The 14353-nt window shown below is 58.1% G+C and carries 13 protein-coding genes; 4 read left to right on the forward strand and 9 right to left on the reverse strand.

Annotated features, from left to right (window positions below; all coding sequences use genetic code 11):
- Positions 1-61: 61 nt before the first annotated feature.
- Genes leuS through holA form a run of 3 tightly spaced genes read left to right on the forward strand, consistent with a single transcriptional unit; the run spans position 62 to position 4254 of the window.
- On the forward strand, positions 62-2692 hold the full coding sequence (gene leuS / locus B5P46_RS31580) for a leucine--tRNA ligase (protein ID WP_129422148.1): 2631 nt from the start codon (positions 62-64) through the stop codon (positions 2690-2692).
- The gene (gene lptE / locus B5P46_RS31585) at positions 2682-3203 is read left to right on the forward strand and encodes an LPS assembly lipoprotein LptE (protein ID WP_129422149.1); all 522 of its coding nucleotides are present in this window, start codon (positions 2682-2684) and stop codon (positions 3201-3203) included. The genes leuS and lptE overlap by 11 nt, the downstream gene beginning before the upstream one ends.
- A gap of 10 nt (positions 3204-3213) precedes the next feature.
- Positions 3214-4254: a DNA polymerase III subunit delta gene (gene holA, locus B5P46_RS31590; RefSeq protein ID WP_129422150.1), complete on the forward strand. Its 1041-nt coding sequence runs from the start codon at positions 3214-3216 to the stop codon at positions 4252-4254.
- Positions 4255-4354: 100 nt separating this feature from the next.
- On the opposite strand, the gene B5P46_RS31595 is transcribed toward holA, so the two are convergent.
- The 9 genes from B5P46_RS31595 to B5P46_RS31635 all read right to left on the reverse strand — a co-directional run bounded on the left by B5P46_RS31595 (position 4355) and on the right by B5P46_RS31635 (position 13497).
- Complete coding sequence (locus B5P46_RS31595; RefSeq protein ID WP_129422151.1) at positions 4355-5236, reverse strand: ParB/RepB/Spo0J family partition protein; 882 nt, start codon at positions 5234-5236, stop codon at positions 4355-4357.
- Between the two features lie 32 nt (positions 5237-5268).
- Positions 5269-6063 carry a ParA family protein gene (locus B5P46_RS31600; RefSeq protein WP_011654065.1) on the reverse strand — a complete coding sequence of 265 codons (795 nt, stop codon included), beginning with the start codon at positions 6061-6063 and terminating at the stop codon, positions 5269-5271.
- Between the two features lie 19 nt (positions 6064-6082).
- Positions 6083-6700: a 16S rRNA (guanine(527)-N(7))-methyltransferase RsmG gene (rsmG, locus tag B5P46_RS31605; RefSeq protein ID WP_129422152.1), complete on the reverse strand. Its 618-nt coding sequence runs from the start codon at positions 6698-6700 to the stop codon at positions 6083-6085.
- 25 nt (positions 6701-6725) lie between these two features.
- The gene (mnmG, locus tag B5P46_RS31610) at positions 6726-8603 is read right to left on the reverse strand and encodes a tRNA uridine-5-carboxymethylaminomethyl(34) synthesis enzyme MnmG (protein ID WP_129422153.1); all 1878 of its coding nucleotides are present in this window, start codon (positions 8601-8603) and stop codon (positions 6726-6728) included.
- Between the two features lie 68 nt (positions 8604-8671).
- Positions 8672-9991 carry a tRNA uridine-5-carboxymethylaminomethyl(34) synthesis GTPase MnmE gene (gene mnmE, locus B5P46_RS31615; RefSeq protein WP_129422154.1) on the reverse strand — a complete coding sequence of 440 codons (1320 nt, stop codon included), beginning with the start codon at positions 9989-9991 and terminating at the stop codon, positions 8672-8674.
- Between the two features lie 102 nt (positions 9992-10093).
- Complete coding sequence (gene rho, locus B5P46_RS31620) at positions 10094-11359, reverse strand: transcription termination factor Rho (protein WP_012759538.1); 1266 nt, start codon at positions 11357-11359, stop codon at positions 10094-10096.
- A 197-nt stretch (positions 11360-11556) separates the two neighbouring features.
- A complete protein-coding gene (gene hemJ, locus B5P46_RS31625) occupies positions 11557-12093 on the reverse strand; it encodes a protoporphyrinogen oxidase HemJ (RefSeq protein ID WP_129422155.1) in 537 nt (178 codons plus the stop codon).
- A gap of 2 nt (positions 12094-12095) precedes the next feature.
- Positions 12096-13127: a uroporphyrinogen decarboxylase gene (gene hemE / locus B5P46_RS31630; protein WP_129422156.1), complete on the reverse strand. Its 1032-nt coding sequence runs from the start codon at positions 13125-13127 to the stop codon at positions 12096-12098.
- A gap of 73 nt (positions 13128-13200) precedes the next feature.
- Entirely contained in the window at positions 13201-13497 is a 297-nt protein-coding gene (locus B5P46_RS31635) for a hypothetical protein (protein WP_164986586.1), read from the reverse strand.
- Positions 13498-13528: 31 nt separating this feature from the next.
- Between B5P46_RS31635 and B5P46_RS31640 the strand changes: the two genes are divergently transcribed.
- A complete protein-coding gene (locus B5P46_RS31640) occupies positions 13529-14350 on the forward strand; it encodes a pyruvate, water dikinase regulatory protein (RefSeq protein ID WP_011649834.1) in 822 nt (273 codons plus the stop codon).
- Positions 14351-14353: the final 3 nt, after the last annotated feature.

Below are 14353 nucleotides of genomic sequence, written 5' to 3' on the forward strand. Positions count from 1 at the left end.
CGGTGGTTTCATGGTGAAGGTCTCGACCAACCTCCCCTGATTTTCCGGAAATACGAATCCCATGGCCACCGAACGTTATAATCCGCGCGATGCCGAGCCCCGCTGGCAGCAGAAATGGAATGAAGACAAGGTCTTCGAGACCGACAATGCCGATCCGCGCGAAAAATATTACGTCCTCGAAATGTTCCCCTATCCGTCGGGGCGCATCCACATGGGTCATGTCCGCAACTACGCCATGGGCGATGTCGTCGCCCGCTACAAGCGCGCCCGCGGTTACAACGTGCTGCATCCGATGGGCTGGGACGCCTTCGGCATGCCGGCGGAGAATGCCGCCATGGAGCGCGGCGTGCATCCCGCCTCCTGGACCTACCAGAATATCGGCTCGATGAAGGCGCAGCTGAAGGCCATGGGTCTTTCGCTGGACTGGAGCCGCGAATTCGCCACCTGCGACGTCGAATATTACCAGCACCAGCAGCATCTCTTCCTGGATTTTCTGGACAAGGGCCTGGTCTATCGCAAGCAGTCGAAGGTCAACTGGGATCCTGTCGACAACACCGTGCTCGCCAACGAACAGGTCATCGATGGCCGCGGCTGGCGTTCCGGTGCGCTGGTCGAACAGCGCGAACTGACACAATGGTTCTTCAAGATCACCGACTTCAGCCAGGATCTGCTGGACGCGCTGGATACGCTCGACCAGTGGCCGGAAAAAGTGCGTCTGATGCAGAAGAACTGGATCGGCCGTTCGGAAGGCCTGACGATCCGCTGGGAGATCGTGCCGGAAACGGCACCTGCCGGCGAGAGCGAAGTGACGGTCTATACCACCCGGCCGGACACGCTCTTCGGCGCCTCCTTCCTGGCGATCTCCGCCGATCATCCGCTGGCGAAGGATGCCGCCGCGAAGAACCCTGATATCGAAGCCTTCTGCGAGGAGTGCCGCCGCGCCGGCACCTCGCTCGCAGCGCTCGAGACCGCCGAAAAGAAGGGCATGGATACCGGTATCCGCGTCAGGCACCCGCTCGATCCTTCCTGGGAGCTGCCGGTCTACATCGCCAATTTCGTCTTGATGGATTATGGCACGGGCGCGATCTTCGGCTGCCCCTCGGGCGACCAGCGCGACCTTGATTTTGCACGCAAATATGGCCTGCCGGTCGTGGCCGTCGTCATGCCGCGGGATGGCGATGCGTCAAGCTTCTCCGTCGGCGACACGGCTTATGACGGCGATGGCGTGATGATCAATTCGCGCTTCCTCGACGGCAAGACGACCGAGGACGCCTTCAATATCGTTGCCGACCGGCTGTCGGCCGCTTCGCTCGGCAATGCGCCGCAGGGCGAGCGCAAGATCAATTTCCGTCTGCGCGACTGGGGCATTTCCCGCCAGCGTTATTGGGGCTGCCCGATCCCGGTAATCCATTGCGATGATTGCGGTGTCGTGCCGGTGCCGAAGGCGGACCTGCCGGTCAAGCTGCCCGACGACGTCACCTTCGACCAGCCGGGCAATCCGCTCGACCGTCATCCGACCTGGCGCCATGTCTCCTGCCCGAACTGCGGCAAGGATGCCCGCCGCGAGACGGATACGATGGACACTTTCGTCGATTCGAGCTGGTATTTCACCCGCTTCACCGCGCCCTGGGAAGAAAAGCCGACCGATCCGGAGGCGGCAAACCGCTGGCTGCCGGTCGACCAGTATATTGGCGGCATCGAGCACGCGATCCTGCACTTGCTCTATTCCCGCTTCTTCACCCGCGCCATGCGCGAGACCGGTCACGTCGCCGCCACCGAACCCTTCAAGGGTCTCTTCACCCAGGGCATGGTGGTCCACGAAACCTATAGCCGCGGCGCCGGCGCCAGCCGCGAATGGGTGGCACCGGCCGATATCCGCATCGACGAACTCGACGGCAAACGCCGGGCTTTCCTGCTGACGTCGGGCGAGGAAGTCGCGATCGGCTCGATCGAGAAGATGTCGAAATCGAAAAAGAACGTCGTCGATCCCGACGATATCATCGCCTCCTACGGCGCCGATACCGCCCGTTTCTTCGTTCTGTCCGACTCTCCACCCGAGCGTGATGTCATCTGGTCCGAGGCAGGCGTCGAAGGCGCCCATCGTTTCACCCAACGTCTGTGGCGCTTGATCTCCGAAGCAGCGGACGCGCTCTCCGCCGTTGCACCTGCGCCGGCAACCGATGGGGAAGCGTTGTCGATCTCGCAGGCCGCCCACAAAACGCTGAAGGTTGTCGAGAACGACTATGACAAGCTCTGGTTCAACAAGGCCGTTGCCCGGATTTACGAACTCGTCAACGCGCTGGCCGCACCGATGACGAGGGTTGCGGCAGGCGAGGGTGATGCCACCTATCGCGCGGCGGTGCGCGATGCCGCCGAGATCCTGATTCAGCTCGTCTCTCCGATGACGCCGCATCTGGCTGAGGAATGCTGGGCCGCGCTCGGCAATGAAGGCCTGCTTGCCCGGACAAACTGGCCGCGGTACGACGAAACACTCGTCATCGAAAACGATGTCGTCCTGCCGGTACAGATCAACGGCAAGAAGCGCGCTGAATTGACAATTTCTCGCGATGCAGATCAGAATGCCGTCACCGACGCCGTGCTGGATCTGGATGCGGTGAAGAACGCGCTGAACGGACAGGCACCGAAGAAGATCATCGTGGTTCCCCAAAGGATTGTAAACATTGTCGTTTGATATCGCTTGCAAGCTGGCCCGCAATGCCGGCATCGCCATGATCCTTGCCTCGGCGGCCTTTCTCTCCGCCTGCCAGGTCCGACCGCTTTACTCCGAAAGTTCCGGTGTCGTCGAAAAGCTTTCCTCGGTCGGCTTTTCCCCAGCAAGCAGCCGCGTCGAGCAGCAGGTGCGCAATCGCCTGATCTTCCTTGCGTCGCGCGGTGCCGGTGAAGCGGTAAACCCGCAATATCAGGTTGAGATTCGCGCTACCACGTCTGTTGCCGATACGCTCCTGACAGATTCCTCGGATACCTCCCGCGCCGGTCGTGTGACCGTCAGCGTCACCTACACGCTACGTTCGGCGACCGACGATCACATCATCAAGGCCGGCAGCCGCGCCACCACGGCGCTGGTGGATTTTTCCGAACAGGAATTCGCCAAGCAGCGGGCGATCCGTGACGCCGAGAACCGCGCGGCGGATCAGGTGGCGGAATTTGTGGGAGCCGATATCGCCGCTGCCCTCAGCCGCTGAGGGCCGAGACGTGGCAGAGATAAAATCCCACGAATTCGAGACATTCCTGCAGAAATCGGCACGGAACTATCGGATTTACGTCATCTACGGACCGGATCGCGGTCTTGTTTCCGAACGGGCAAGCCTGCTCGCCGGCAAGAGCGGTGTCGCTCTCGATGATCCCTTTTCGCTGACGAAACTCGATATCGGCGACCTGCAGAAAGACCCCGGTCGGTTGGTCGATGAGGTCCAGTCGATCGGGCTGTTCGGCGGCGAAAAACTGATCTGGATCCGCGGTGCCGCCAACGAGAAATATCTCGTCGATTCCCTGGCGTTGCTGGCCGAAAAACCACTCGAAGCCGCCTATCTGATCGTCGAGGCCGGTGACCTCAAGAAGGGTTCCCTGCTACGCAAGACCGCGGAAGCCGCCCGATCCGTCATGACGATCCCCTCCTACGCCGATGACAGCCGCGCCCTGAATGCCTTGATCGATACGGAGCTCGGTGCAGAAAAGCTCGGCATTACGCCGGCCGCGCGCCAGGCGCTGATCGCATTGATCGGCGGCGATCGGATCGCTTCCCGAAACGAGGTGCGCAAGCTTGCTCTTTACTGCCGCGGCTTCGATACGGTCGAAGAACATCACGTTACCGAAATAATCGGCGACGCCAGCGCCATCTCAGTTGACGACGCCGTCGACGCCATCCTCAGCGGCGATCTCAATGCTTTTCTGCACGCCATGCAAAAAATCAGCAGCTCGAAAACAGCGATCTTTCTCGTGCTGCAGGCATGCCTGAAGCAATTCCAGCTTCTGGATACGATGCGCGCCGAAATGGATGAAAAACGGCTGCAATCGCCTCAAATCATGCAGACAATGGGGCGGCATCTGCATTTCCGCCGCAAGCCGATCATCGAACAGGCACTGCGCCAGTGGACCGCCGAAAGCATCGCCCGTGAATCCAATCGGCTGCAGGCCGCTATCCTGCAAAGCCGACGGCGACAGATGCTGGAAGACAGCGTTGCGATGCAAACGCTTCTGTCCACCACCCTTCAATCCGGCCGGAAATCCGCCTGACTAGCGGATGGCCTGAATGTCGGAATCGGTTTTCGAAAAGCCCGATGCGGGGAATGAAAGAATTAGAGCGTCCTTTGTGCGTCCAAAAGGACGCATGGCGCTAGCGCCTCTCGAGCAAGCGGCAGATCTCCTCGAGCTGCTCCAGTGACTTATAGGAAATTTTGATCTGGCCGCCACTAACCTTGTGATTGATCGCAACATCAAGGCCGAGTGCATCGGAAAGTGTCCGTTCCAGCGCCAGCGTGTCGGAATCCTTCTGATCTCGCCGCAAGACCGCCTGCTGTGGTTCCGATTGGGCCTTGATATTGTTTTGCGCCAGCTTTTCCGCGTCGCGCACCGACATGCCCTTGGCAACGATCGTACGGGCAAGACCTGCCGGATCGGATGTCGAAACCAATGCGCGCGCGTGCCCGGCCGATAGGCTGCCGGCGGCAAGCAGATCGCGAACCGGATCAGGCAATTTCAACAGGCGCAACGAGTTGGCAACATGGCTGCGGCTTTTACCGATAATTTCGCCGAGGTCGTTCTGGGTGTAGCCGTATTCCGCGATAAGCTGCTCATAACCCAAGGCCTCTTCGAGGGCATTGAGATCCGCGCGCTGCACGTTTTCGACGATGGCGATTTCCAGCGCCGTCTTATCATCCACATCACGGATAATGACGGGAATCTCGATCAGCCCGGCAAGCTGAGCTGCGCGCCAGCGTCGTTCGCCGGCGATGATCTCATATCGATCCCGCGACATCGTCCGCACAACAATCGGCTGAACGATACCATGTTGACGAATGGAGCTTGCGAGATCGTGCAGCTCCGAGTCATCGAAGAACCGACGGGGATTGCGGGGGTTACGGCTGACGAACTCAATCGGGATCATTCTGTCGGCGCTGATAGCCCGCTCGGCTTCCACCGGGACAGGCTGATCCATTTCACCAATCAGCGCCGCAAGGCCGCGGCCCAATCGCCGCTTTGATACATCGTCATTCATGATCTACACTCACCTACACCCCTAATATGATATCACGCGGCCAGTCTTTGGCGTTCTCGCTGGATGACCTCGGAGGCCAGCTGCAGATAGGCCTGACTGCCCGCGCACTTCAAGTCATAGAGAATAGCCGGCTTACCGTAGGACGGAGCCTCGGAAACCCGGACGTTGCGCGGAATTAACGTGTGGTAAACCTTGTCCCCGAGATGAGTACGCACGTCATTGACCACCTGCTGGGCAAGATTGTTGCGCGCATCGAACATCGTCAAGACGATACCCTGAATATCTAGACGCGGGTTAACCGTCCGCCGAACCTGGCTGACGGTCTCAAGCAGCTGGCTCAATCCCTCCAGCGCAAAGAATTCGCATTGCAGTGGCACCAAGACCGAATGCGCTGCCGCCATGGCATTCATCGTCAGCAGATTGAACGACGGTGGGCAATCCAGAAGAATATAAGAAAACGCCATTGCTTCCGGCGAAGACAGCGCTTTCCGTAATTTGAACACCCGATCGCTCTGCTGCGAGATTTCCATCTCGATGCCGAGCAAGTCCATCGTCGACGGGACGATAAACAGATTAGGAACCGCCGTTTCGAGAGTCACTTCGGGGATCCCACGATCACCAACCATCAGATCGTAGGAGGAAAGCTTGCGATCACGACGATCGATACCGAGGCCGGTGCTGGCATTGCCCTGCGGGTCGAGATCGACGATCAAGACGCGCTCGCCGATAGCAGCAAGGGCCGTTGCAAGATTGATTGCTGTGGTCGTCTTGCCAACGCCACCCTTCTGATTTGCGATGGTGATAATCCGATGTCGTTCGCCAGCCATTGCCGCAATATCCGATCTGTTAAACCAAGCGCCGGAGATTTGATACTTCCAAAATAACAGATTCCTGCTCGACGGCGCTCTTATGTTCTAACAGATCGAATTCCCACCGACCACGTGCTTTGTTGACTTCCCTCAGGTAATCCCGGCCTTTGTGAAAAAAGCCGCGACAATTTTCCTTACCAAGCATCCAGGGGGATGAATATCCGATGAGCCCATCAAGATCCGCCAGGGCACGCGCTGAAATCGCACCACATTCGCCTATCTCCGCATAGGCATCTTCGATTCGAATGCTATGAACACTGCCGCGCGCATTTGTCTCTCGCAGCGCTGTCCGCAGGAATGCTGCCTTTTTATGGTTGCTTTCGACCAGATGGACCCAACCACCTTGCAGCTCGGCCAGAAAAATCGCCGTAATAACGCCGGGAAAGCCGCCCCCACTGCCGAGGTCCACCCAGGTAGTCGGCTGAGGATGAATTTGAAAGACCTGGCTGCTATCAGCGATATGCCGGTGCCATAGATCATCGAGTGTCGACGGGGCCACCAGATTAATTGCTTTGGCCCATTTCTGAAACAGCGTTGCAAAGTGTTGCAGCCGTTCTTGTGTTTCACGTGAAACACGCAATCCGTTTAGTTCCATTCGGAAAGACTCTCAAATCTTGTAATCAAGCGCTATGACGCTCGGCAGTGGATAGGCGACGCAAATGCACAAGCAGCAATGCGATTGCCGCCGGCGTCATTCCTTCAACGATAGCAGCCTGGGCAATATTGAAAGGGCGAGCAGCGCTCAGCTTTGCCTTCAGCTCGTTCGAGAGACCGGACAGCGCGTCATAGCTGAAATCAAGCGGTATCTGCCGTTCCTCGTCGCGTTGCTGATCGGCAATCGCCGCGGCTTGTCGATCTAGATAAACCGAATAGCCCGCCTCTATTTCCAACGCTTCCGCAACTTTCGGTCCAATCATGCCGAGCTTCTCGGGCCAAACATGACGGAGCGCGGTGAAATCATAATTCGGATAGGACAACAAATCATACGCGGTTCGGCGCTGCCCATCGAGATTGATATTCAAGCCCGCGCGACGCGCCTCATTCGGTGTAACCGCCAGCGACTGCAACAGCGCCCGACTGGATTCGATCTCTGCTTGATAGCATGTGAATCGCTGTACTCGCGCGTCACTGACGCATCCAAGCCGCATGGCAAGCGGCGTCAAGCGCATATCGGCGTTGTCAGCACGCAAAGTCAGCCGATACTCCGCGCGCGATGTAAACATTCGATACGGCTCCGTAACGCCGCGTGACGTGAGATCGTCGATCATGACGCCGATATAAGAGCTCGTTCGGCTGAAATGGAACGGATCCGAATCGCTGCTTCGCAATGCAGCATTCAGCCCGGCTGCCAATCCCTGCGCGGCCGCCTCTTCATATCCGGTGGTGCCATTGATCTGGCCGGCGAGAAACAGGCCTCTCAGCCGTTTAACCTCCAGCGATACAGTCAGCTCTCTCGGATCGACATGATCATATTCGATGGCATAGCCCGGTTGCAGTATTCTTGCCGTTTCGAGGCCGGGAATCGTTTTGATGAATTCGGCCTGTACCACCGCCGGCAAGGAGGTAGAAATTCCGTTCGGATAAACCGTGTCATCGTCCAGTCCCTCGGGTTCAAGAAAGACCTGATGTCCATCCCGCTCTCCGAATTTCACCAGCTTGTCTTCGATAGACGGGCAATAACGAGGCCCGACGCCTGCGATCTGCCCGGAATACATTGCCGAGCGCATGATGTTGTCGACGATGATGCGATGGGTCGCTTCAGTCGTCCTGGTGACTCCGCATTCGATCTGTTGGGTGGTAATCGCGTCGGTCATGAAGGAGAAAGGAATCCGCTCGTCGTCAGCCCCCTGTCGACCGACGGATTGCCAGTCGATCGTCTTCCCGTCCAGCCGGGCCGGTGTGCCAGTCTTCAGACGTCCCAGCGTTAGTCCTAGGCGGGCGAGGGTCGCGGACAATCCAATCGACGGCGCTTCGCCAACACGCCCGGCCGGTGTCTTTTCCGACCCGATATGAATAAGGCCGCGCAGAAAGGTGCCAGTGGTCAAAACCACCGCCGGCGCTTTCAGGATCCGACCATCCTTCATGATCACGCCGGCGACGCGACCATCGACAACCTCTAGATCAAACGCATCGCCTTCGATGATATCCAGGCTAGGCGTCGCTTCGATCGCCGCAAGCATCGCCAGGCGATAAAGCTTTCGATCGGCCTGCGTCCGCGGTCCTCGGACAGCCGCACCTTTCTTCTTGTTGAGCATTCTAAATTGAATGCCTGCAACATCGGCGACGCGACCCATCAGGCCATCCATCGCATCGATCTCCCGAACAAGATGGCCCTTGCCCAGCCCGCCAATCGCCGGATTACAGGACATGACCCCGATCGTGTCCCGCCTATGCGTAATCAGAGCGGTTTTTACCCCGAGGCGCGCAGCTGCGCTGGCAGCCTCCGACCCCGCATGGCCGCCACCGATCACAATCACATCGAAGGCATTATCCGTCATTCAAGACTCCATATCCGGCAGGCGTTTCACGTGAAACCGTGAAGGCAGCTCCATAGGTTTCACCTGAATCATTTGCCAATACAAAACTCCGAGAAGATCACCCCGAGCAATTGTTCGACATCCACTCGTCCGGTAATTCTGCCCAAGTACTCAGCGGCAATTCGCAGCTGCTCCGTTCGCAGTTCGAGATTCACATCCGGTTGCGATATGGCGGCATCAAGCGCTGCTAAACATTTCGCTAGCGAATCCTTATGCCGCTGCCGGCTGGGGATTGCCATAGACAAGCCGGCAAAACGTCTCTCGACGATGTCGCCGATCAACCGTCGTAGTTCCGGCAGACCGTCACCCGTCGCGGTCGAAATCTGCAGATCATACCGACCCGAAGCTATTTCGGTCAGATCCTTCTTTGTCCCGACAGTAACATGCGGAGAGGACTGCTCCAAGTCGTCGGGAATCAGAGGTTTCGTCATGTCGACCAGCAACAGGACAAGATCGGCATCACGTAGTGCCACGCGGGCGCGCCGCACACCTTCCATTTCGACTCTGTCATCCGCCTCGCGAAGACCCGCAGTGTCATAGAGCTTGATCAGGTAGCCATCAATGTCGAGATCAACCTGCAGGACATCGCGGGTGGTTCCGGCAATCTCCGTCACGATTGCGACGTCTCGACGCGCCAGAGCGTTCAATAGGCTCGATTTTCCAGCGTTCGGAGCGCCGGCGATGACCACCTTGAAGCCGTCTCGGATAATCTCGCCGGCCGAAGCTGCCGCCAGGTGATCCTCGATATCGCCGCGAAGCTTCGCCATATCGGCCCAGACCGCATCCGATACCGACCCTGGGACGTCATCCTCGTCAGGGAAATCAAGCTCCGCCTCGATCAGCGCCCGAGCGCGCGTTAATCGTTCCGCCCACGAATCGTAAATTGCAGAAAGCCCGCCTGCGCTATGTTCGACCGCAAGGCGCCGCTGCATTTCGGTCTCAGCGCCAATGAGGTCGGCCAGCCCCTCCACCTCGACGAGATCAAGTTTGCCGTTCTCGAAAGCCCGGCGGGAGAACTCACCCTCGACCGCCATCCGAACACCTGGAATATCGCCAAGCGCGTGAAACAGCGCCGCCAGCACGGCTCTGCTGCCGTGGATCTGCAGCTCGGCAACATCTTCGCCGGTAAACGAATTCGGAGCAGGGAAAAACAGCACAAGGCCGCTATCGATCGGCTGATTGTTACGAGTCCGAATCGTTCGGTGAGATGCATGCCGGGCTGCCGGAACGGATCCGACCAGCTGCACCAATATGGCTCTGGTTAGCGCGCCGCTGATTCGAACGACTGAAACACCCGAAGGCAGGGCACCGCTCGATAGCGCATATATGGTATCATTCAACATGGCCATATCGCTTGGTCCGTTGGAATCGAAATCGATTCCTCTCAAATAGAAAAGCTGGCGACATCATGACGATGCCTCCAGCTCTCATAAGGTGAATCCGGCTAAGGATTATGTGTTCATCGATTCGAAGAAGTCGGAATTGTTCTTTGTCTGCTTGAGCTTGTCGATAAGGAATTCGACCGCATCGGTCGTGCCCATCGGAGCAAGGATGCGGCGGAGCACGAAGATCTTCTGCAGATCCTGGCGCGGAACGAGAAGGTCCTCCTTGCGCGTGCCGGACTTCAGGATGTCCATTGCCGGGAAGATGCGCTTATCGGCGACCTTGCGATCGAGGACGATTTCCGAGTTGCCCGTGCCCTTGAATTCTTCGAAGATCACTTCATCCATGCGGCTGCCGGTATCGATCAGCGCCGTCGCGATGATCGTCAAAGAGCCGCCTTCCTCGATGTTACGCGCCGCGCCGAAGAAGCGCTTCGGCCGCTGCAGAGCGTTGGCGTCCACACCGCCCGTCAGGACCTTGCCTGACGAGGGAACGACCGTGTTATAGGCACGGCCCAAGCGCGTGATCGAATCGAGCAGGATGACAACGTCGCGTCCGTGTTCGACAAGGCGCTTGGCTTTCTCGATGACCATCTCGGCCACCTGCACGTGACGGACGGCTGGTTCGTCGAAGGTCGACGAGATAACCTCGCCGCGAACCGAGCGCTGCATGTCGGTCACTTCTTCGGGGCGTTCATCGATCAGCAGGACGATCAGATAGCACTCCGGATGGTTGGCGGTGATCGAATGCGCGATGTTCTGCAACAACACGGTTTTACCGGTACGCGGCGGCGCGACGATCAATCCACGCTGGCCCTTGCCGAGCGGCGCCACCAGGTCAATCACACGTGGCGACAGATCCTTGGTGGTGGGAATATCCAGTTCCATCTTGAAGCGCTCGTTCGGATAGAGCGGCGTCAGATTGTCGAAATGGACCTTGTGCCGGATCTGTTCCGGATCGTCGAAATTGATGGTGTTGACCTTGAGCAGCGCGAAATAGCGCTCGCCTTCCTTCGGTCCACGGATCGGGCCTTCGACGGTATCGCCGGTTTTCAGCGAAAAACGGCGGATCTGCGACGGAGAGATATAAATATCGTCCGGGCCCGGCAGGTAGTTCGCATTGGGCGACCGCAGGAAGCCGAAACCGTCCTGCAGCACCTCGACGACGCCTTCGCCGATGATTTCGACATCCTGGCTGGCAAGCATCTTGAGGATCGCAAACATCAGTTCCTGCTTGCGCATCGTGCTTGCATTCTCGACCTCGAGCGATTCGGCAAATGCCAGCAGATCCGTCGGGGATTTACTCTTAAGTTCCTGAAGCTTCATTTCAGCCATGAAGTGACCAATACTCTTTTCAATTTCAAAGGGGAAAGGCGATGTTGGGTCGTATTCGGTACCGCGAAAGGGCTCGCAGACGACTGAACTCTACACACATGCCACGTAGATGAGATGCGCGGAAAATAGCGACTCACAATCGCTGCCGCAAGAGGGCTGTTTAAAATGAAGCAAATTTAACCTGAGGACGATTTTCCTCAGAACGGCTTCACCACGACAAGGATGACGATCAGGATCATCAGCAATGTCGGGGCTTCGTTCATGAACCGCCAATAGCGCGCCGAGCGGCGATTTTCATCCCGCTCGAAGGCCCTGACGGCGCGGCTGAAGAATATATGAACACCGGTCAGCAGTATGACGAGACCGATCTTGGCATGCAGCCAGCCGCCCTGGAATCCATAAACCGACCAGGCGAGATAGAGGCCAAAAATCCACGTCAACATCATCGCCGGCGTCATGATGATCCGAAGCAGCCGACGCTCCATCACCTTGAAGGTTTCCGACTGCACCGAGCCGGGCTCCGCATCGGTGTGATAGATGAACAGCCTCGGCATATAAAACAGCCCGGCCATCCAGGAAATGACCGCGATGATATGCAGCGCCTTGATCCAGAGGTAGAGATTATCGGGGTTCCAGGCAAAAAGCCCGATCGCCATCAGCGCAAAGAAGGCCAGCGCAAAATGAGCCCGGCGCCGGGCGTAAGCGCCAGATCTCCGATCGGTCTGCTTTTCCATCGTCACGCCCCGCCTCGCACACGATCCACCAGCAGACGCACATGCTCGGGGTCGGCCTGCGGTGTAATGCCGTGACCGAGATTGAAGATCAGCGGACCATTGCCGAGATGCTGCAGAATATCATCGATGCCTTCCTCCAGCGCCCGGCCGCCGGCAACGACGCGCATCGGATCGAGGTTGCCCTGAACCGGTCCGTCTTTCTGAAGTTCGGCTGCAAAGGCCAGCGGAACCGACCAGTCGAGGCCAATTGCATCTGCGCCCGTCTTCTGTCGATAGGTTTTCAGCTGGTAGCCGGCGCCCTTGGCAAAAGCGATGATGCGAGCATGTGGCCGTTGTGATTTGACCGAAGCGATCATCCGCGCAACCGGCCTGATCGCGAACGCCTCGAACTCCTTCTCGCCGAGAACACCAGCCCAGGAATCGAAGATCTGCACGGCATCGGCGCCGGCATCGATCTGGGCGACGAGATAATCGGCCGATACGTCGGCAAGCAGCATCAGCAGATGCTCGAAAGCGCGGGGATGCTTGTAGGCGAAGAGACGGGCAGGGGCCTGATCCGGCGTGCCGTGACCGGCGATCATGTAGGTCGCTACCGTCCATGGCGCGCCGCAGAAGCCGAGCAGCGTCGTCTCCACTGGCAACTCTTCACGCAGCCGCCGCACCGTCTCCAGAACCGGCCTGAGATAATCGACAACCTCTTCGCCGTTCAAACTGCCGATACCCGCTTCATCGATCGGATCCATCTCCGGGCCATGGCCCTCGGTGAACCGGACATTCCGCTTCATCGCGTCTGGGATGACCAGGATATCGGAAAACAGAATGGCCGCATCGAAGCCATAGCGGCGGATCGGCTGCAACGTCACTTCGACGGCATGGTCAGGCGTATAGCAGAGATCCAGAAAACTCCCTGCCTTCGCCCGCGTCTCCCGATATTCCGGGAGATAACGTCCTGCCTGTCTCATCAGCCAGAGAGGAGGAGGGGAGAGGCTTTCGCCACTCAAAACCCTCATGATCTTTCGGCGCGTATCGCTCAAGCGCTTCTTCCCTATAAAATAACAAAGATATTTTAAAAGGTTTCTATTTCTTAGAGTCGGTGACTATCAAGGATTAAAATCCATCCACCGCCGATGCCATTTGTTGCGCGCCTGCAAAACAACATCGGAAAGATTTGTCCATCTCGTCCAAATTTCGGGGAGAAGCCGAATCCGAAAATGATTCCAAATCCTTCCAGCTCGGCAATTTTTCTCGTAGCTGTGGAAAGGCTGTGGACGAGGTTTCAAGAAGCCCAGCCCTTCCCCGTCGTCCACAGGGCCAACGGAAACCGTTCGGCAAAATCCGAAATGTGGATAAAGAGGCATGTTTTCCCTTGCCGGAGACTGCCTCGCCGCCGTAGCTCTGTTTCATCCAGTGTTTTCAACAGGCAGCGGAAAATAGCGTGGAGAACAGAACGAACTTCTTTCATCTGCATCTGATTTCTGACTCAACCGGAGAGACTCTGATCTCCGCCGGGCGCGCCGCGTCGGCGCAGTTCAGATCGGCGCAGCCGATCGAACATGTCTATCCGTTGATCCGCAATCGCAAGCAACTGCTGCCGGTTCTGCAGGCGATCGATGACGCCCCCGGCATCGTACTCTACACCATTGTCGACCGGGAGCTTGCGAGCCTGATCGATGAGCGCTGCATCGAGATGGGCGTCGCCTCGGTGAATGTGCTGGAGCCGGTGATGAATGCCTTCCAGATCTATCTCGGCGCGCCGTCGCGCCGTCGGGTCGGAGCTCAGCATGTGATGAATGCCGGCTACTTCGCGCGCATCGAAGCGCTGAATTTCACCATGGATCACGATGACGGCCAGATGCCCGACGATTACAATGACGCCGATGTCGTGATCATCGGTATCAGCCGTACATCGAAAACACCGACCAGCATCTACCTCGCCAACCGAGGCATCAAGACGGCGAACATTCCGATCGTCTATGGCGTGCCATTGCCGGAGAGCCTCTTCGTCGCAAGCAAGCCGCTGATTGTCTGCCTGATCGCCACCACCGACCGCATTTCCCAGGTGCGGGAAAATCGTGTGCTCGGGGTGACGCAGGGCTTCGATCGCGAACACTACACCGATCGCGCCGCGATTTCGGAGGAGCTGAAATATGCCCGCTCGCTTTGCGCTCGTCATAACTGGCCGCTGATCGACGTCACCCGCCGCTCAATCGAGGAAACAGCCGCGGCAATCGTTGCCCTGCGGCCGAAGCTGCGCTAAGCG

The organism is Rhizobium leguminosarum, assembly GCF_004123835.1.
In the GTDB taxonomy this organism is placed as follows: domain Bacteria; phylum Pseudomonadota; class Alphaproteobacteria; order Rhizobiales; family Rhizobiaceae; genus Rhizobium; species Rhizobium leguminosarum_M.